The following is a 19,087-nucleotide window of genomic DNA, read 5'->3' on the forward strand; positions in this document are numbered from 1 at the left end:
TTTCAGTTCAGGTAATCGACATTTTTCCTGGGAACTATTATTTTTTTGCCAGGCTGAAACATATATATGAGTCATATGTGTCATGCCTCCCCTTGTATGCCCGATTGGAGTTTAGCTATGACAGCATCAAAAGAGCAGTCTCAGGTCGCTGAGCTGGTACGGCGTGCGCGTGAAGCACAGCGTCAGTTCGAGACCTATAGCCAGCCGCAGGTCGATGAGGTCGTGATCGCCGCTGCCTGGGCCCTGATCAAGCCGCAGAACAATGCCAGGCTCTCCGCGCTGGCGGTGGAAGAAACCGGCCTTGGCAATGTGCAGGACAAGGTGACCAAGAACCATCGCAAGACGCTGGGTTTGCTGCGCGATCTGCAAAGTGTCAGGACGGTCGGGGTTATCGGCGAAGACCGGGCCAGGGGTCTGGTTGAAATTGGCCGGCCGGTGGGTGTCGTTGGCGTTATCGTGCCATCGACGAACCCTGTTGCGACACCGATGAACAATACCCTGAACGCACTGAAGTGCCGCAATGCCATCATTCTGGCGCCCTCGCCAAAAGGCCAGCCTTCCTGTACCCGCTTGCTGGAACTGATTCATGCCGAACTTGACCGGGTGGGTGCACCGCGGGACCTGGTACAGCAGCTGCCGGCACCGGTGAGCAAGGCATTGAGCCAGGAGATGCTCCAGCAGGTGGATCTGGTGGTTGCGACAGGGTCGCAGAACAATGTGCGCGCCGCCTATACCAGTGGGACACCGGCGTTCGGTGTCGGCGCCGGGAACGTGACCGTCATCGTGGATGAAACGGCGGACCTGGCACTGGCGGCCGAGCGTATTCGCCAGTCCAAGACTTTCGACAACGCTACCAGCTGCTCATCCGAGAACAGCGTCATAGTGGTGGATGCCGTGTATGACGCCATGTTGCGCGAGTTCGACCGTGCCGGCGCGGCGCTGCTCAATGCGGATGAAAAACAGCGCCTGCAGGCGGCGATGTGGCACGACGGACATCTGAATCGCGAGGTACTGGCCAAGCCGGTAGCCAATCTCTGCCGGGTTGCCGGGCTGGAGCGCGAAGGGCTGGCCCAGAGAGCCATGTTGCTGGTGGAGGAAACCGATGTGGGTCCGCAGGCTCCTTTCTCAGGCGAGAAAATGTCGCTGGTGCTCACCGTTTACCGGGCGCGGGATTATGCCGATGCCAAGCGCATCGCGACCCGTATTCTGGACTTCCAGGGGCGTGGTCACTCGCTGGGGATTCACACCCGGGACCCTCACCGGCCCGAGGAGCTTGGCCAGGAGATACCGGTGTGCCGCATTATTGTCAATCAGCCGCACTGCTTTGCCACGGGTGGAAGCTTCGACAATGGCCTGCCGTTTTCGCTGTCCATGGGTTGTGGTTCCTGGGGCGGCAATATCACGGACGAAAACGTTCATTACAAGCACTACATGAACATCACCCGGGTGGTGCGCACGATTGCACCGCGCGAGGTCAGTGTCGATGACATCTTCGGTGACTACAAGAAGAGGTACCAGCTGTGACAGTACTGGACTACACCCCCCCGGCCGGCGACATTCGCACCCTTGTTCATCGGCATGCACAGCAGTGGCCGGAGCGCGCGTTCCTGCTGTTTCCGGAAACCGGGCGCAGCCTGACCTATGGTGCCCTGTGGGACAAAACTCAGCACTACGGCCGTTACTTTGCGGCCCTGGGGCTGACCAAGGGCGATACGGTTTCGTTCATGCTGGGCAATGGCCAGGCCGCTGCCGAACTGTTTCTGGCGACGCTCTGCAACGGATGCATTACTTCACCACTGAATCCCGCCGCCGGACAGGAGCAGATCGAATACGTGCTGGAACACTCGGACACCCGGGTGGTGTTTGTTTCGGCCGCCTATCGTGAGCAGGTCGCCTGTGCCATTGAAAAGATGAACCGCGCCGTGCTGCTGATCGACGCCGATGTCGACCAGGGGCCGGACTGGCAGATGCAGCCAGCAACAACAGCGCCCGATCCGCAGCTTGATGGCAGTGACAGCGGTTTGCTGATGTATACCTCCGGCACCACCGGGCGGCCGAAAGGGGTGATGCTGTCCCACCGCAACCTGCTGGCCGGCGGCATGAACACGGCCCGAGCCCATGAGCTGTCCGGGCAGGACCGGGCGCTCTGCGTGCTGCCGCTGTGTCATATCAATGCCCAGTGCGTCACGGTGATGGCACCGCTGGTGACCGCGGGCAGCGTGGTGATGCCCCATGCCTTTAGCGTGTCCATGTTCTGGAGTTGGGTGATTGATCAGCGTTGCAGCTGGTTCAGTGTTGTGCCCACGATCATTTCCTACCTGATGCACCATGAGCATCCGGCCGGGGACGCCGAGCTGCGCCAGGCCCTGGCCGGAGTTCGTTTTGGCCGTTCGGCCTCGGCGGCCCTTCCGCCTGCACTGCACGCAGGGTTTGAGGAAAAATTCGGTGTGGCGATTGTCGAGACCATGGGGCTGACGGAAACAGCGGCACAGGTTCTGGCCAACCCCATGCCGCCCAAGCGCAACAAGTACGGCTCGTCCGGGCTGGCCTTCGGGACCGAGGTTCGCATTGTCGACAGGCAGGGCAATACGCTGGGGCAGGATGAAGAGGGAGAGCTGATGATTCGTGGTGACTGCGTTATGGCTGGCTACTACAAGAACCCGCAGGCAACCGCCGAGGCGCTGGAAGCCGACGGCTGGCTGCATACCGGAGACCTTGCCCGCCAGGATGCCGACGGCTTTGTCTTTATTACCGGCCGCCTGAAGGAGCTGATCATCAAGGGAGGCGAAAACATAGCGCCGCGGGAAATTGACGATGCTCTTTACGCCCACCCTGCAGTGATCGAGGCCGGTGCAATCGGTATCGATGACGAACACTACGGCCAGGAGGTGGTCGCCTGCGTCAAGGTTGATCCGCAGTCGGGCGTCACGGAGCAGGAGCTGATTGCTTTTTGCCTGGGCAAGCTGGGGCGGGTCAAGACGCCGAAGAATATCTACTTCCTGAAGGAGCTGCCCAAGGGGCCGTCCGGCAAGGTGCAGCGGCTCAAACTGGTGGACCAGTTAAAATCTGGACAAGTCATTTAGCGTACTGCAGCGCAGTGCCATCTCAGCAGGCGGGACAGGGAAGTCCGCCCTGGGAAGGGAGGACTGGCGATATATGCTGCATTGCGGTATTGCGGTATTTATCTTCGTCTTTGGCGTTTTCGAAGGGGGCTTCCAGGTGTCATGGTGCGACCTGGAAGCGTGTCCGTGTCGGTGTTTCAGGTTGCGCTGGCAGAATCGTTGCCAAGGGTCTCGTCGCTGGTGCGCTTGCCGAATAGAGCAGGGGTCATGCGTGTTATCAGGCGCAGGGGCAGATATGTCAGCGTGAAGAGGCTCTGCGCAAGCTGGTAGGCTCGGCTGCACCGCAGCTTATCGACGGACGTAGACTGTGAATTCTGCATCGGTATCTCCTTTGGGCAACAGTTGGGGGCAGCTAAACATCCACTGATTGTTGTCGTTATTCTCAGGAGCTTTGTCATTTGTGCAGCGCATCATAATACTGCGGTTACGCTGTGTCAAACATGTCATGTATATGAGCTTGTTGTCTTGTTTTGGCTATCTGGTTATTCTGTCTTGGTGGTACCCTTTGCCGAGACTCAAGGAGACAGCTAGAAATGCCCATCAAGATTCCTGACCAGTTGCCAGCCGCCGACCTGTTACGAAGCGAGAACATCTTCGTAATGAGCGAAAGCCGCGCGATGCATCAGGATGTGCGTCCGCTCAAGGTGCTGATTCTCAACTTGATGCCCAAGAAGATTGAGACCGAAAATCAGCTGGTACGGCTGTTGTCCAATACGCCGTTGCAGGTGGGTATCGAGTTTCTGCGGGTGGATAACCGCGAGAGCCGGCACACGCCTGCGGAGCATCTTGACAGCTTCTATCGCAATTTCGACGAAGTACGCGACAACAACTACGATGGCCTGATCATTACCGGCGCTCCCCTGGGGCTGGTGTCCTTTGAAGATGTGCTCTACTGGGACCAGGTGGAGGAAATCATCCAGTGGTCGCGCCAGCATGTCAGCTCGACACTGTTTCTGTGCTGGGCCGCGCAGGCGGGCCTCAAAGTGCTGTATGACCTGCCAAAACGCACTCGCGAACAGAAGCTCTCCGGGGTTTACGAACACCAGACGCAACTGGCCAGCGATCCATTGGTGCGTGGCTTTGATGACAGCTTCTGGGCGCCGCACTCGCGTAACGCCGACTTCCCGGTGGACTTTATCCACGAACATACCGATCTGCGCATTCTGGCCAGCTCCGACAGTGCCGGCAGTTACCTGATGGCGAGCCCCGACCGGCGCCAGGTGTACCTGACCGGCCATCCGGAATACGACGCCATGACGCTGGCGCAGGAATATCAACGCGATGTGCTGGCGGGCCTGAACCCGGCGCTCCCCGAGAACTATTTTCCCGGTGATGATGCGGAGCAGGCGCCGCAGAACCGGTGGCGCAGTCATGGCAACCTGGTGATCGCCAACTGGCTGAACTATTACGTTTACCAGATCACGCCATTCGACCTGAGCGTCATGGCGACCAGGATCGACGACTAGCCACAGAGCCTTGCATGGACATTGTACGCGTTCTTCAACTTAGCCACCGACAGTGATACCGATTCCATGGAACAATACGGCGACAAGCATATACCGCTCTACAAGCGAGTAGAGCACCATATCCTGAACACCATCGAGGAAGGTCACCTGGTTCCCGGCGATCTGATTCCGTCCGAGCCGCAGCTGGCCGAGCAGCTGAACGTCAGTCAGGGAACGGTCAAAAAGGCGATCGAGAACCTGGTGAACGAGAAACGCCTGTTTCGACATCAGGGCAAGGGCACCTATGTGTCCCGCATCGACTTTAACAACAGCCTGTTTCGCTTCTTTTCCTACGGAGATGAAACGGGGAAGGGCGCGCGAATTCGCAAAACGGTGCAGTCACGCGAACTCAAGCAGGGGCCCGCAGCCATTTGCCAGACGCTGGGGAAACCTGCGGATTCCGAGCTGCTCTATATCCGCCGCTTTGGTTATATCCAGGAAGAGCCTATCCTGGTGGAGCATTGCTGGTGGTGTCCGGATGTCGTGCCAGGGCTGGAGCAGGACAGTGTGCATATCCCCGACCTGATGTATGCCCTGGTGGTGGAGAAGTACGGCGTGCCCGTTGTGCGTGCCGAGGAAACGCTGACGGCGGAAATTGCGGACCCTGCGACCGCCAGCATGCTGGGGATTGCGGAAAACTCACCGGTGGTGGTGCTTATCCGTCATGCCTATACCCGCAACAACAAGATGATCGAGTACCGTAAAACAGTCGGGCGCGCTGACAAATTCAGCTATAAAACCGAAATCAGGTAGGGTCCGGCGCAGGTTAGTGGGTACTGTGCCCCTGCAGGCGAAGACCGCTGCAATAGGTGAGTGCTGCTTGAGTGCGAGTGCTGACACCCAGCTTTCGCAGTATGGCGGAGACGTGCACCTTGGTGGTCTTTTCGCTGATCAGCAACTCTGCCGCAATCTCCTTGTTCATCTGTCCGCGGGCGATGGCCTGTAAAACCCGCAACTCCTGCCTGGAAAGCTCTGCCAAGCCAGCCTGTGGCCATTTTTCCGCAGCTGTCTGAGCGTTTAAATGGCCAATAAACCCCGGCCGCCCGGCCAGTACCTGGCGCAACGTCGCGTGGGTGTCCGCAAGGGTATCAACAGAACCAATGTTCCCGCTCACACCCGCGGCTACCAAAATTGCCGTCTGCGGTGCGCAACGGCGCCTGGACAGAGTGACAAGGCAGGCATCGGGGTGGCGCTTTTTCAGTGCCGCAAGCTGGCCCAGGTGATCCTGCCCCAGGCAGCCAAGATCCACCAGTATCAGGGCTTCGCGGGGGGCTGCTGCCAGAGCGCGAAGCAGTGCCGATGCGCAGTCGGTCTCCTGCACCCGGGAGGTCGGCGCGATGGACCTGACGATTTCACCCAGGGCGAGGCGGGTCAGCGGAAAACGGTGGGTGATGATCACGTCACGGGCGTCGTGCATGGCTGATATCTCCACGAGTGCAGGAGCAGGGCAAGTTACTGCAGCGCGCTAAGGGTTACCTTATTAATACAACTCATATATATGAGTTGTATTAATAATCTAGCGATGAAACTTTGTCAACGGGGTGTCCCTTCTGGCTCGGCTGCGGCTGCGTGCCTGTCGACCCTGCCCTCGTGGCCTGGAGCGACTGTCAGTCGCTTTCGGTCAGGCGAATGCCATCGGGGCTGATGTCGATCAGGCGCTGCTTGTAGAGCGTGCCGATGGCCATCTTGAAGGCTTTCTTGCTGCTGCCGAACAGGCGGGTGATGACCTGCGGGTCGGTCTTGTCATTGACTGCCATGTAGCCGCCCTCGGCCTTGAGGCGCTCCAGTACCTGCCCTGCCAAACCGCTGATCTTGCCATATCCGGGCTTGTCGAGACAGAGATCGAGCTTGCCATCGGGACGGGCATGCTTGATATAGCCCTGCAGCTTTTGTCCGAAGTGCAGTCGGCGAAACAGGTCGGACTGGTGAATCAGGCCCCAGTGCGTATCGTTGATCACGGCCTTGATACCCAGGTCCGTGCGGTTGGCGATGGTCAGCTCCACCGCGTCGCCGTCCTTGAAGGTGGCCGGGATCTTGTCAAGAAAACGGTCAAGCTTGGTGGTGGCGACGATGCGGTTGGTGATGTTGTCCAGGTAGATGTGGACCAGGTAGCTCTTGTCCTTCTGCATCCGCACGGGCTGTTCCGAAAAAGGTACCAGCAGCTGCTTGGGCAGGCCCCAGTCGAGGAAGGCACCGACCGGCGTGACATCGGCGCAGCGCAGCAGTACAAAGTCTCCCACCTGGGCCAGTGGCTTGTCGGTCGTGGCGATCAGGTAGTCTTCCGAATCCAGGTAGACGAACACGTCCAGCTCATCGCCGATTTGGCAGTTGTCGGGAACATAGCGCGCCGGCAGCAGGATCTCGCCGAGGTTTTCGCCATCAAGGTATACGCCGAACTCTTTGTGCTTGATGACGCTGAGGCGGTTGTAACGGCCGGTTGCGACCATGGGACTGTCCTTTCTTTAAAATGGGGCGAGGGCGCTGCGGTACTGTCGCAACAGGCAGCAGCGGGTGGCCTGTTGCGCCAGCGAGGGTCTGGCTCAGGAATGCTTGGCCAGAAAGTCTTCATCCAGCTTGAGCTGCTGGTTGCTGTTCACACCCACGCCACGGCGGCGAATGTTTTCAGCGATCTGCTTGGCTTCATCCAGCGAGTGCATGGCATAGGTGCCGCACTGGTACACGTTCAGTTCGGGGATCTTGTTCTGATCCTGTACCGCCAGCACGTCATCCATGGCGGCGAGCCAGGCGGCGCCGACACGGGCTTCATCAGGCTGGCCAATAAGGCTCATGTAGAAACCGGTGCGGCAGCCCATGGGGGAGATATCGATGATCTCCACGCCCTGGCCGTTGAGGTGGTCGCGCATGAAGCCCGCGAACAAATGCTCCAGGGTGTGGATGCCCTTTTCGCTGAGAATTTCTTCATTGGGTACGCAAAAGCGCAGGTCGAATACGGTAATGGTATCGCCGCCCGGTGTGGTCATGGATTTGGCTACACGTACGGCCGGCGCTGCCATGCGGGTGTGATCTACGGTAAAGCTGTCGAGCAGTGGCATGCTGTGTCCTCTGAATCTTGTCGATGGGGTCCCTGATGGCTACATTATCCCAGCCCCGCGCTGGCAATACTACCGTGGCAGGGGCGCTGGAACAGGGGCGCTGGGACCTCAGATGGGCTTGAGCTGGTTGAGCAGGCGCTGCAGTGGAATGCCCAGTGCCTTGCCCAGCTGCTTGGCCTGTTGCTGCAGCCTGCGCGGATTCGCCTGCGGCAGGCCACCCTTGAAGGCGAGCACGATAAGGTTGCCTCCGTTGACCGGGCAGAGCAGGCACTGGCCGTCGAACAGGTCCTTCATGCGTGCCAGGGCTGCACGGTTGCGGGCCTGGCCCTGGTCCCACAGGTTAAGCACCAGCATGCCCTGGTCGTTCAGCAGGTTATAGCAGTCGGATTGAAAGTCCTGTTCCAGCTGAATCAGCTGCATGCCGTCATCCAGGTAAAGGTCACTGAAGATGATATCGGTGCTGATGCCGCCGCGGGCGGCAAAGGCTTCGGCGTCGTCAATATGCAGCTCGAAACGGTCGGTTTCCGTGAGTGACAGCCAGTTGCGGGCGATATCCACCACCTGCTGGCGCAATTCGACCACGCTCAGCTGCATGGTCGCGTCGTAGGCCTGCAGGCAGTTGCTGAGATTGCCGCCACCCAGGCCAAAGAGGGAGACATGGGCGGGGTTGGGTATATAGAGCAGTGCCAGCAGCATGGCCTGTACATATTCAAATACCGGCAGGGCCGGGTCTGTCATGTCGATGCAGCTTTGCTCGCCACCGTCGCCAAACGACAGATAGCGCCGCGGGCCGTCTTCCAGTACCGCGACCGGACCCCATTCATCGTAGCTGCGATGCACTTCCCGGCCGGGCAGGGAATTGCGGATGGCCCGATGCGACTCGTCCGAATCGGTGGCGGCGAAATATTCGAGCATCGAGGACATGAGTTTTCCTGGCGAGGTGATTTTCAGCTGCGAATTGTACCCTGCCTGTGGTGGCAGGGAAGCCTTGCCTGGGCGGTGAATGGCCTGTTGTCGATAAATAATCCGAACAATTGTTTAATTTTTTATCGATTCAGGGGAACTGAACGTAACAGGGCCTGGTCTTACACCATGCAAGCGAGAAGTTCTCCAGCAGAGTTTCCAAGTTTTAGCGGCCCCAGTGGCCGCTTTTTTTTGGCCTGCCGGCAATGCCCGGGCGTGAAGTGGGATGTCTGCTGCCCCTTGGTGCCCAGGTCGAGCAGGGCGCGGTCGTGAAGGGAAGCGGACAATAAAAAGGCATCGCGGCGCTTGTGGCGCCGGGATGCCCGGTATTCCGCAGGATGGCGCGGCAGGGGGCCATTGTAATGGTCTGGCCTGAAAAGTGAAGCTGTTTGAGTTTTCCTAGCGCTTGCCCATGCGGCGTACTGCCTGGGGAGTAAAGTCGCTGTGGCTAAAGCGCTGGCTGAAGTCGAAGCCGATACCTTCTTCGTTGGTCAGGCTGCCCACCAGGTAACGGCCGGACTGCAGGTCATAGAGGGCTTCGGCCACCAGCCAGGGTACCTGCACATCGCGGTACTGGAACTGGTGGGCTTCAGCCACGCGCCAGAGCTCGCCGCGACCGTCGTAATGATCCACCACGCTGGCCTGCCAGCTGTCTTCATCGATATAGAACACCCGCTTGGCATAGATATGGCGCTCGCCGGTCTTAAGGGTCGCCTCGACCTTCCAGACGCGGTGCAGTTCATAGCGGGTCAGGTCGGGATTCATGTGGCCCGGCTGCAGGATCTGTTCGTACTCGAGGGCGCGGTCGGCCAGCTTGAAGCTGTTGTAGGGGATGTAGAGTTCCTGCTTGCCGATCAGCGTCCAGTCGTAGCGGTCCGGCGCACCGTTAAAGAGGTCCAGGTTGTCGGTAGTGCGCTGGCCGTCGGTGGCGGTGCCCGGCGCATCGTAGGCCACTTCCGGTGCACGGCGTACCCGTCGCTGGCCCGCATTGTAGGTCCAGGCCTGGCGCGGCTGGCTGACCTGATCGACGGTTTCGTGTACCAGCAGTATGTTGCCGGTCAGGCGGGCCGGCGCCTGCACTTCCTGAACGAAGTAGAACAGGATGTTGTTGTCCTTGGTGCTATCGGCGCCACCATCGAGATAGGTGGGCCAGGTCATTTTCTCGTTGATCTTTACCGGCGTGAAGTTACCGTTGCTCTGTACCGGTACCTGCACGAAGGTGCGTTCAAGGGCACCACCACGGTAGCGGGTGATATGGTTCCAGATCACTTGGAGGCCGTTTTCCGGCAGCGGAAAGGCGCTGCCTTCCTGCAGATCGCGCACGCCATAGCCATTGTCGGTCAATTCCGCCGAGGCGGCATTCTGGCGCATGGCGGCATAGACGGAGTCGGGGTAGGCCGCAGTGCGGTGGCTGGGGTAGACGTTCATCCTGAAACTGTCGGGATAGCGCTGGAACATCGCCAGCTGCCCGGGTGTGAGCTGCTCAGCATAGTTGGCGGCATTGCCTGCATCAATGGTAAACAGGGGCTTCTCGTCGGCAAAGGGGTCGCTGTAGCGATCGCCACTGGAGGCCGGAAGTCCGCCGTCCCAGGCCGGGATGGTGCCTGCCGAATTGCCGGCCTTCTCGGCGCCCACCGGGGTCAGCTCGGCGCCAAGCCGTGCCAGCTGCTGTTCCGAAGCGCCAGCCTGCACTGCGCCGCTCAGGAGGCTGCTCAGGGCAGTGGCCGTGAGCAGGGGAAGAATTTTGATGGTCATGTCGTAGCTCCGCTTGCAGTCAGGATTCAGAACGCGATTGAGGCGCTGAGTGATACAAAATCCCGGTCTTCTAGTTCGTTGAAGTCGCCGCCAAAGAAGTTGGTGTAGGCGAGCTGGACCGAGTACTGGTTCAGGTAGTCACCGGTGAGGCTCAGGCTGAGCGCTTTCTGATCTTCACTGAACGCCGCTCCCGGCTGGGGTCCATAGCCCTTGATGCCGTGCTTGAGGCTGACTTCGGGCGTCAGGCTGATGCCGGCGAAGGCGTTGGGGTACTCCAGCGAGGCCCTGGCGACATAACCAAAGGAGTCGGACGTCACAAAGCCGTCGTTGTCACCCGGGGTATAGCCGAAGGCACCGTTACGGCCGTATTTAAGCGCATCGGCACTTTCGTCAAAGTTGTGAATGTGCGTCCAGGCCAGTTCGCCCACCAGGGTAAGACGGCTGGCACCGAGCACGCGGTCGTAGAGTTTTACGAAGGTTGTTTGCAACTGGGTCACATCGAACGACTTGTAGCCATCGATTTCCGAACCAAAGGGCACCGAGGCGCCTGTGTGCTGGTCGATGCCGGTGTTGCCGGTGCCACCGTTGGTGAGAATACCGGCAACCAGCAAGGGGCCGTTGATCTGGATCGGCAGGTCTCGCTTGTGGCTGATTTCACCGGACCAGGCCAGGTCGCCCAGGCTGGTATTGAAGCTCAGGCCCAGCAGGCGGATGTCCTCGGGATATTCGATGAAGTACTCGGAGGCGAGGGTCGCAATTGGCAGACCGGGGCCAGCTTTTTTAACACCGCTGCTGATCGGCAGGCGGCTGTGGTACTGGGCCGCATAGAGACCAAACTCGGTGCTGTTGAGCTCTTCGGCAAAGTAGCGCAGGGCGAAGCCGAACTGACCGTCATCGTCGGCGTCACGGTGGCCATTGGCATTGCGCTTCACCACAAAGGGCGTTGCAAAGTAGGCCTGGTCATCGAGGAAGTTCAGCGCGCCGCTATTGATACGGATACCGTCACAGCCTTCGGCGCCGAAGTCGTTGGTGGAAAAATAGGTACCGCAGCCATCGATGGCGGTGGCTTCCCACTGAAACTGGTAGAAGCCTTCAAGGCTTAAATTGTCGGTCAGGCCGATGGAGCCAAAGGCCATGTTGACGGGCAGCAGCCCTTCCTTGACTTCGGCACCGGCGCGGCGGAAGGCGTTTACATCGAAGGGGTTGATGACATTGATACCGCCCTGGATAAAGCTGCTTTCGCCCCAGTTGACGACCTGGCGTCCGAGACGGAGGTCCACCGGTTTGCCGTCAAGGTCATATTCACCGTACCAGTAGGCGTCGAGCAGTTCGATGCCGGAAAATTTGGCAAAGTCATTGAAATTGGAATCATCCAGTCCTGCGCCCGGCTCATAGCCATTGGGTGCATGGCCGTGGGGACGACTGCCATTCTCGAGTTCTGCATCGAACCAGTACTTGCCCCGGGCGAAGACACCCATATCGCCGTAACGCAGCTCCAGGTCGTGCACGCCCTTGACGATTTTGGAGAAGGTTTCGCCCTGCTGGAAGTTCTGGTTGCCGTCGTCGTAGCTGCCAGAACCCTTGCTGGTGCCGCCGTTCGGTTCGGAAATAAGGCTCTGCCTGGCATCGTTCAGGCGCCAGCTGGCGCCGACTGAAACCTGGGAGTCGAGGCGCCCTTCGATTTCGCCAAGCTGAAACTCTACGGCAGTGGCCGGTGCAGCTGAGCCTGCCAGCAGGAGGGCGCACACAAGAGGGCGCAGTCTGAAGGCCGGGGCTTGTTCGCCTGTGGATGTACTAACCCCATAATTTATTGCCATTTCGTTCACCTTGGCTTCTTATTGTTGTTCGGTTAAAAGTACGCACCAGGCGTACTGTTAAGGTTCTTTCCATAAAAACGGTTACTTATAACCGGGAAGCTGAACTCAAGTTGCTGATGTGAGTGTTCAGTTTTGACGAATTTGGTGTCGCTGAACAATGACATTAAGCATCAGATTAACTGACAAATGAACGCGGGCCCGAGCTTCCCGGTGTGAAGATTTCGCTCCATGCGACGGTAATATAAGGATAAGTTGCATTTTAGAGGGGTATTTATGGATCGCAAGATCACGGTTCCGGCCGGTTATGTGCTGCACTTGCTGGCGCAGGCGAGGGCGCAGGGGCTGGATGTGGACGCCTTGCTGCAGCAGGCGGGTATTGGTTCCCGGGAACTCGAGCAGGCTCAGGCGGTTTCCGCCGTCAAATTTGGGGCGCTGTATCAGCATCTCATGTGGAGTGCCCAGGACGAGTTTTTTGGCATGCTCAGTTCCGGCAAGGTGCCCAATGGTACCTTTCGGCTGATGTGTCACTGCATTATTCATTGCCGCTCGCTGGAGCGGGCGATCTGGCGCTGCGGTGACTTTCTGGATATTTGTCGAGGCACCCTGGCCAAGCCCGTGCTGGTACGCAAGGGCCGCTATGCCAAGCTGTCGCTGTCACCGGTAGAGCATGTTGAGCCGGAGCACTTTAACAGCCTGCTGCAGGAGCAGCCGGCCGAGAAGGTACGCACCTCGCTGTCGATGTGGCACCACTTTATCAGCTGGCTGATTGGCAACCGGCTGGAGCTCAAGGCTGCCTATTTCATGTTTGATGAACCCGAGGGCGTGGAACACTACCGCACGTTGTTTCAATCCGAGGTGAAGTTTAGTCAGCATGAGAACGCGATTATTTTTCCGCAGCGATTTCTGGATTACCCGGTGGTGCAGACGGAGGAAACCCTGCGCGGCTTTCTGAAAACGGCACCCTACCAGCTGATTGTCATGGTGGATGACGACCAGAGCCTCAAGGCACAGGTGGTGGCTATGATCGGCAAGGATTTCAGCCGTGAATTGCCGGGCTCGGAGGAAGTGGCGCGGGCGGTGAACATGTCGGTATCGACCCTGCGCCGCCGCCTGCTGGACGAAGGGACCTCCTACCAGGCCATCAAGGATGACTGTCGCAAGGCGGCGGCGATGAACTACATGAACTCACCGCAACTGGCCATCAATGATGTGGCGGCCCTGATGGGCTTTGACGAGCCCTCGGCATTCTTTCGCTCTTTCAAAAAATGGACCGGCATGACGCCGGGTGAATATCGCAGGAGTGATGCCTTTCGCGCACTGTACGAGAAACCGTGACGACGGCAAGGATGGCCTGATAGGCTACCGGCCTGTATCGAACGGCACCGCTGGAGACTGCCATGAAAGGCGAACAAAAGGTTATTACGTACCTCAACCAGGTACTGACGATGGAGCTCACATCCATCAACCAGTATTTTCTGCATGCGCGAATCTGCAAAAACTGGGGTTTTGGCGCGCTTAACGATGTTCAGTACCGCAAGTCGATCCTGGACATGAAACAGGCCGACAAGCTGATCGAGCGGGTGCTCTTCCTGGAGGGGCTGCCCAATCTGCAGAAGCTGGCATCGTTGCGCATTGGTGAGAACGTCGAAGAAATTCTGGGATGCGACCTGGCGCTGGAGACCGAGCAGCTGGAACTGTTGCGCCAGGCGATTGCCTGCTGCGAACAGCAGGCCGACTACGTCAGCCGGGAGTTGCTGGAGGCTATCCTCGGTCAGGAAGAAGAACACCTGGACTGGATCGAGACTCAGCAAACGCTGATCAGCCAGACCGGCCTTCAGAATTACCTGCAATCCATGCTGTAAGGAGCCTGTACGCATGAAAGGTAACGCCAAGATTATAGAGGGCCTGAATCGCCTGCTGGCCAGTGAGCTGACAGCGATGGATCAGTACTTTATTCATTCGCGCATGTATCACGATTGGGGCCTGGGCAAGCTGCATGAGCGTATCGATCACGAATTCGATGATGAAAAGGGCCACGCGGCGGCCCTGATCGAGCGTATCCTGTTTCTTGAAGGCACGCCGGACATGTCCACGCGCGACGGGTTGCGCGTCGGCAAGGATGTCCCCGAGATGCTGGAAAACGATCTCAAGGTCGAATACGAGGTCGGTCAGTTGCTAAAGGACACCATCGCGCTCTGCGAGCAGCAGCAGGACTACCAGACGCGGGAGATCCTGGAACAGTTGCTGGCGGATACCGAAGAGGACCATGCGCTCTGGCTCGAGCAGCAGCTGCGACTGATCGGCTTGCTGGGCTTGCAGAACTATCTGCAGTCCCAGATGTAAACCGCGCAGCCCGTCTGTGTTGCCTGCTGGCGATGATATGAACAGTCGCCGGCAGCTTTGAGGCTGTATTTCACCTCTCGCTAAATATTTATAAGAAACAGCCTCTTAGACTGTTGACAGTGAAATTCATTCGGGTAGTATACGCGCCACTCCTTCGGAGGGATGGCTGAGTGGCCGAAAGCACCGGTCTTGAAAACCGGCGAGTCGAGAGGCTCCCTGGGTTCGAATCCCAGTCCCTCCGCCATTGAAGGAGTAATGCTGTCGTTCCCTGATAGCTCAGTTGGTAGAGCAGTAGACTGTTAATCTATTGGTCGCTGGTTCGAGTCCAGCTCGGGGAGCCATGCAGTGGGTCGTTAGCTCAGTTGGTAGAGCAGTTGGCTTTTAACCAATTGGTCATAGGTTCGAATCCTATACGACCCACCAGCTTTATCGTGTTATCCTGTTTGGGTCGTTAGCTCAGTTGGTAGAGCAGTTGGCTTTTAACCAATTGGTCATAGGTTCGAATCCTATACGACCCACCAGTTTTGCCCTTTATGGGTCGTTAGCTCAGTTGGTAGAGCAGTTGACTCTTAATCAATTGGTCATAGGTTCGAGCCCTATACGACCCACCACTCCCCCCTTTAGGGCAAAGGTTTCCTGAAAGCATTGTGCATCCCGCCGGCTCTTGATTGAGTCTTTCTTGCGTTCTGGTCCCTTACTCCATCACTGCTTTTTGTACTCGCTGCCATGCACTGGAACGCAGTACCCGTTCGCCGGTCTGTTGTCTTCCGTCGTCTTGGCGTATCTTTTCGTCTGTTTGCCGGGCGCCGGAACCTGTGGGTGGCGCTGCGTGTCAGACATCGTCAAATCAGCTGCAAACGGGGTGAGGGATATGGCCTTGCGAGGGGAAAAGATGCTGCGTGGCCTGGGGCTGGTGATGCTGTCCTGGCTGTTGCTGGGCTGTGATCAGTGGGTGCGTTCCGCTGATGCGCCGCAAATCCGCGGTGAGGTGACCTACAGGGAGCGCATGGCGCTGCCGCCGGGCAGCCATGTGCGTGTCTGGCTGGAAGATGTGAGCCGGGCGGATGCACCGGCCGTGCAGTTGGCCGAGCAGCGCATCGAAGCCGCCACGGCTGTGCCGGTCCCCTTTGCGCTGAACTATGATCCGGCTGTGCTCAAGCCCCGGCATCGCTATGCGCTGCGGGCGGAGATCCAGTCCGCGGACGGCCGTCTGCTCTGGGTGACGACGGGCTTTCACGGCATTCTGGCGGCTAACCAGCCGAAGCAGGGGCTGACACTGGTGCTGCAGTCTGTATCGGCTGCCGAGGCTGAAGCTGCACAGGCGTCTGCTGTGGTTGAAGCGGCGCGCACCTATGTCTACGAGTGTGGTGCCGTTGAAGCCGTGGTGCATACCGAGCCTGGCAAGCTGACATTACTGGCGCTGGGGGCGCAAAGCGTGCTCGAACAGGTCCCCAGTGCCTCTGGCGTGCGTTACGAGGGTGACGGGCAGTTGTTCTGGAGCCAGGGTGAACAGGCGCTGCTGGAGATCGATGGGCGGCGTTTCGAGGACTGCCAGGCCAATGCATCCAGGGCGCCCTGGGCGGACGCGGCCTACCGCGGTGTTGATTTCCGGGCGCTGGGCAATGAGCCTGGCTGGTTGCTGGAAGTGGACGACGGCAAGGATATCCGCCTGGTGACCGACTACGGCGAGCGCAGCGTCCATGTGCCGGCACCCATGCCGCGCTTCGAGGGCGGTATCGTGCGCTACGCGGTGAAGACCAGGGCACATGAAGTGCGGCTGGCCATCGAGCCCAAAACCTGCCAGGACAGCATGAGTGGCGAAGTCTTCGAGGCACGGGTGCGGGTGCAGCTCGATGGCAGCGATTACCAGGGCTGCGGACGCTATCTGTCCACAACGCGCTAGCACGGGCACCGTGGTCGATGCCCCGGCACCTATAGGAGCCTGGACAGCGATCAGCTGTTTCCCGGGGAGGGCGAAGGCGTTAGGATGCCTGCGTATGTTTCATGGCCCTGGTGGTAGACGATGCAGTCTGGTGTTAGACCGGTATATATTCAGTTGCGGGACAAGCTCTGGCAGCAGATTGAGGATAAGGCGATGGGCAGCCAGGAGCGGTTGCCATCGGAGCGCGAGCTGGCTGGTCTTTTCGCAACCACTCGGGTAACAGTGCGCCAGGCTTTGGGGCAGCTGGAGGCGGAAGGCAAGATCTTTCGCTCCAATCGTCGAGGCTGGTACGTGACGCCAGAACGTCTGCAATACGATCCCAGCCAGGATATCGGCTTTTACAATCTGGTGCACCAGCAAGGCTATACGCCATCGACCGAAACCCTTGGCAAGCAACTGACAGAAACGCCGCTGTGGCTGGCTCAGCTGAGCGGTTTGGTGCAGGGTGCGCCCATTTATCATATCGTTCGACGCCGCAGTATTGATAATCGCTGTGTCCTGGTTGAACACAACTATATCAATCCTGATCGTTGTCCGGGTTTACTGAGCCAGGATACGGACCACTCCATCTGGCAATTGCTGCAGTCGAAATATGCGCTGTCTCCCCATAAGCGCCAGATCGAAATTTATCCACAGGCCTTGACTGGCCTGGAGGCTGATGCGCTGCATGTGAACCAGGGCAGTGCCGGGCTTTTTATGCAGCGCCTTAGTTATGATGATAACGACGACTTTCTGGAGCTGGACTTCGAATACTGGCTGCACGATGCGTTAAAGGTGGCTGTTCAGGTTGGCAATTGAGCCATCAGCCACGCGATGCTGTATCGACCTGTGCGTCCTGTTGCCTGGTCGGCTATTTGAGGAAGGTGGCTTTGTCCCTGATCTCGGACGGGACCTTGAGCCGCCGGTGTAACGGTGCTGCTGGTGCAGCCTGTGTAAACGCAAAATGCCAGTCAGCTGAATAAGCTGACTGGCATTTTTATATGTGACCCGGAAGGTTACATTTCTCGCTGGCTGTGCGCCGTGGGTGTGGCTACATGGAACTTGGGGTTATCAAACTGGCTGTGTTTCATATCGTAGTAGGCCTGGTAATAATCCCCGTCGCAGCTTGCGTTAAAGGTGAAGAACATCGCCCGGCGTGGTTTTTGTGACTCGTTCTTGCGGGAGTAGTGCGGCACGTAGGAGTCAAACAGCACCACATCGCCTTTGCGCGCCGTCACGGGTGACCAGCTGATCTGATCAAGAATTTCCTGTCGGATATTGCCATGCTTGCTGCCGCCTTCGTAACTTTGCAGCACGGGCCGGCTACCGACGGGTGTCTCTGTGCGCTCCGTGTTCAGGTCGCAGAGGTCTTGCAGGTAGTTGTCCGGGAAGTGCAGGCAGCCGTTTTCAATGGTTGAGTCGTCCAGAAAGATTGCCGCCGTCACATGGTAGCGGGGTTTGAACTGGTCGTAGGCAATCACGTCCTGGTGTGGCTCGAAGGCGCCACCCCCCGGATTTTTTGCATTGCACTTGTCTTTGAACAGCAGGAATTTCTGCCCTGTCAGCTGTTCAATAAACTGCTGCAGCTTGGGTACGATAACCGCACTCACGGGCTGGCTGCAGCCGTACAGGTACTCATAGCGGCAAACTTTCTGTGCGTCGTCTATTTCTGGAACAACGATAAGCTCACTCGGGTTGCGGCGGTAGAAATCGCTCAGTGTTTCATCGTTGTCCGCAACCTGTTGCAGAATTTGTTCCGAGCGCAGGTTCAGATCCTGGTTCACCTGTTCCAGTAGCGTCATGTCGTCATGATCGAGGGCCTGTTGCAGGGCGATGTAGCCGCGTTTGGCAAAAAGGTCTTTCTGCTGTTCGATGGCTTTGCTGCTGTCGAACGCAACAGCGTCCATGTGCGCGAGGTAGTGATCGAAAGGACGGCTGCTGAGCTCAAGCACCTTACCTTCATCATCCCAGCGGCGAAGTTTAATGGCTTGCAGGGCATAGGGCTCTTGCAGGTATGCCGCCTGTTCGGCCTCGCTCATCAGGCCGCCCTGGTTTTGCAGGGAATCCAGCGAGGCCGCGGACAGGCCCGCCAGGTAGCCGTCTTCGGTGCTGCACAGGTAGCGTTTGGCCTGTGCATGCAGGCGAATGGGTTCAGTTACCTCGGCCGGGAAGTAGTTTTGGAGGTACTCGGCACCGATGCTATCGTGCTTGTAATTGCCAAAAGCGAGGTCAGTGGCCGCCATCAGGTGACCGATATCGTGTAACAGGGCCGCGGTGACCATGGCAGACGTTTCTCCTGCGCGCACGGCCAGCTCTGCGCATTGCACGGCATGCTCGGTCTGAGTGATATCTTCCCCGTAGGTCTGGCTGCCGTTGGCCCTGAACAGCTCGCTGATCTGGCGGGTAATAGGGCAGTGCTGCGCTGTTGCCGAAGTCATTCTGTTATTTCCTGTCTGGGTGTTCGTGATCGGCCAGGCCCTTTAATCAGGGTTTGGCCGGTAAACTCATTATAAGTATTGATCTGGTATATACCAGATATAGTGAGCATCCTTTGTGACAGGATAATGAAGGAAATGTGTAATTTTCATGCCGCGCGTGATAACAGATA

Annotated in this window: 17 protein-coding genes and 5 tRNA genes; 14 read left to right on the top strand and 8 right to left on the bottom strand. The window is 58.3% G+C overall.

What is annotated here, in order from left to right; genetic code table 11:
- Positions 1 to 117 precede the first annotated feature (117 nt).
- Both sauS and KDW95_RS20325 read left to right on the top strand, forming a co-directional pair.
- Positions 118 to 1,524, top strand: a complete 1,407-nt coding sequence (gene sauS, locus KDW95_RS20320; protein ID WP_255853587.1) for an acylating sulfoacetaldehyde dehydrogenase — start codon at positions 118 to 120, stop codon at positions 1,522 to 1,524.
- Positions 1,521 to 3,083: an AMP-binding protein gene (locus KDW95_RS20325; RefSeq protein ID WP_255853588.1), complete on the top strand. Its 1,563-nt coding sequence runs from the start codon at positions 1,521 to 1,523 to the stop codon at positions 3,081 to 3,083. Before sauS ends, KDW95_RS20325 begins: the two co-directional genes overlap by 4 nt.
- 176 nt (positions 3,084 to 3,259) lie before the next feature.
- Here the strand turns inward: KDW95_RS20325 and KDW95_RS20330 are convergent, their stop codons facing one another.
- Positions 3,260 to 3,442 (bottom strand): hypothetical protein, encoded by a 183-nt coding sequence (locus KDW95_RS20330; protein ID WP_255853589.1) that lies wholly within the window; start codon positions 3,440 to 3,442, stop codon positions 3,260 to 3,262.
- 213 nt (positions 3,443 to 3,655) lie between these two features.
- Here KDW95_RS20330 and metA point away from each other — a divergent pair, with 213 nt between their 5' ends.
- Together metA and KDW95_RS20340 are read left to right on the top strand one after the other, a co-directional pair.
- The gene (gene metA / locus KDW95_RS20335) at positions 3,656 to 4,588 is read left to right on the top strand and encodes a homoserine O-acetyltransferase MetA (RefSeq protein ID WP_255853590.1); all 933 of its coding nucleotides are present in this window, start codon (positions 3,656 to 3,658) and stop codon (positions 4,586 to 4,588) included.
- A 66-nt stretch (positions 4,589 to 4,654) separates the two neighbouring features.
- Complete coding sequence (locus KDW95_RS20340) at positions 4,655 to 5,380, top strand: GntR family transcriptional regulator (protein ID WP_255853591.1); 726 nt, start codon at positions 4,655 to 4,657, stop codon at positions 5,378 to 5,380.
- A 13-nt stretch (positions 5,381 to 5,393) separates the two neighbouring features.
- Here the strand turns inward: KDW95_RS20340 and KDW95_RS23540 are convergent, their stop codons facing one another.
- The 6 genes from KDW95_RS23540 to KDW95_RS20370 form a co-directional block, all read right to left on the bottom strand.
- Positions 5,394 to 6,044, bottom strand: coding sequence for a response regulator transcription factor (locus KDW95_RS23540; RefSeq protein ID WP_304941568.1), 651 nt, complete (start codon positions 6,042 to 6,044; stop codon positions 5,394 to 5,396).
- A gap of 190 nt (positions 6,045 to 6,234) precedes the next feature.
- Positions 6,235 to 7,074, bottom strand: a complete 840-nt coding sequence (locus KDW95_RS20350; RefSeq protein WP_255853592.1) for a CvfB family protein — start codon at positions 7,072 to 7,074, stop codon at positions 6,235 to 6,237.
- A 93-nt stretch (positions 7,075 to 7,167) separates the two neighbouring features.
- A complete protein-coding gene (gene luxS / locus KDW95_RS20355) occupies positions 7,168 to 7,680 on the bottom strand; it encodes an S-ribosylhomocysteine lyase (RefSeq protein ID WP_255853593.1) in 513 nt (170 codons plus the stop codon).
- 108 nt (positions 7,681 to 7,788) lie between these two features.
- Complete coding sequence (locus KDW95_RS20360; RefSeq protein WP_255853594.1) at positions 7,789 to 8,604, bottom strand: hypothetical protein; 816 nt, start codon at positions 8,602 to 8,604, stop codon at positions 7,789 to 7,791.
- Positions 8,605 to 9,042: 438 nt separating this feature from the next.
- Positions 9,043 to 10,398, bottom strand: a complete 1,356-nt coding sequence (locus KDW95_RS20365; protein WP_255853595.1) for a DUF1329 domain-containing protein — start codon at positions 10,396 to 10,398, stop codon at positions 9,043 to 9,045.
- Between the two features lie 26 nt (positions 10,399 to 10,424).
- Complete coding sequence (locus KDW95_RS20370; protein WP_255853596.1) at positions 10,425 to 12,146, bottom strand: DUF1302 domain-containing protein; 1,722 nt, start codon at positions 12,144 to 12,146, stop codon at positions 10,425 to 10,427.
- A gap of 342 nt (positions 12,147 to 12,488) precedes the next feature.
- Here KDW95_RS20370 and KDW95_RS20375 point away from each other — a divergent pair, with 342 nt between their 5' ends.
- The 10 genes from KDW95_RS20375 (at position 12,489) to KDW95_RS20420 (ending at position 17,298) form a co-directional block, all read left to right on the top strand.
- The gene (locus KDW95_RS20375) at positions 12,489 to 13,550 is read left to right on the top strand and encodes an AraC family transcriptional regulator (RefSeq protein ID WP_255853597.1); all 1,062 of its coding nucleotides are present in this window, start codon (positions 12,489 to 12,491) and stop codon (positions 13,548 to 13,550) included.
- Between the two features lie 62 nt (positions 13,551 to 13,612).
- On the top strand, positions 13,613 to 14,077 hold the full coding sequence (bfr, locus tag KDW95_RS20380) for a bacterioferritin (protein ID WP_255853598.1): 465 nt from the start codon (positions 13,613 to 13,615) through the stop codon (positions 14,075 to 14,077).
- Positions 14,078 to 14,090: 13 nt separating this feature from the next.
- The gene (gene bfr / locus KDW95_RS20385) at positions 14,091 to 14,558 is read left to right on the top strand and encodes a bacterioferritin (protein ID WP_255853599.1); all 468 of its coding nucleotides are present in this window, start codon (positions 14,091 to 14,093) and stop codon (positions 14,556 to 14,558) included.
- A 156-nt stretch (positions 14,559 to 14,714) separates the two neighbouring features.
- Positions 14,715 to 14,802 (top strand) — tRNA-Ser (locus tag KDW95_RS20390).
- A gap of 21 nt (positions 14,803 to 14,823) precedes the next feature.
- Positions 14,824 to 14,899: transfer RNA gene (locus KDW95_RS20395), tRNA-Asn, on the top strand.
- 6 nt (positions 14,900 to 14,905) lie between these two features.
- A tRNA-Lys gene (locus tag KDW95_RS20400) sits at positions 14,906 to 14,981 on the top strand.
- Between the two features lie 22 nt (positions 14,982 to 15,003).
- Positions 15,004 to 15,079 (top strand) — tRNA-Lys (locus KDW95_RS20405).
- 14 nt (positions 15,080 to 15,093) lie between these two features.
- Positions 15,094 to 15,169: transfer RNA gene (locus tag KDW95_RS20410), tRNA-Lys, on the top strand.
- 266 nt (positions 15,170 to 15,435) lie between these two features.
- On the top strand, positions 15,436 to 16,461 hold the full coding sequence (locus KDW95_RS20415; protein ID WP_255853600.1) for a YbaY family lipoprotein: 1,026 nt from the start codon (positions 15,436 to 15,438) through the stop codon (positions 16,459 to 16,461).
- Positions 16,462 to 16,653: 192 nt separating this feature from the next.
- Entirely contained in the window at positions 16,654 to 17,298 is a 645-nt protein-coding gene (locus tag KDW95_RS20420; protein WP_255853601.1) for a UTRA domain-containing protein, read from the top strand.
- A gap of 197 nt (positions 17,299 to 17,495) precedes the next feature.
- Here KDW95_RS20420 and KDW95_RS20425 read toward each other — a convergent pair whose 3' ends face one another.
- On the bottom strand, positions 17,496 to 18,917 hold the full coding sequence (locus tag KDW95_RS20425; protein ID WP_255853602.1) for a phytanoyl-CoA dioxygenase family protein: 1,422 nt from the start codon (positions 18,915 to 18,917) through the stop codon (positions 17,496 to 17,498).
- Between the last annotated feature and the right edge of the window lie 170 nt (positions 18,918 to 19,087).

The organism is Marinobacterium rhizophilum, assembly GCF_024397915.1.
GTDB classification, from domain to species: domain Bacteria; phylum Pseudomonadota; class Gammaproteobacteria; order Pseudomonadales; family Balneatricaceae; genus Marinobacterium_A; species Marinobacterium_A rhizophilum_A.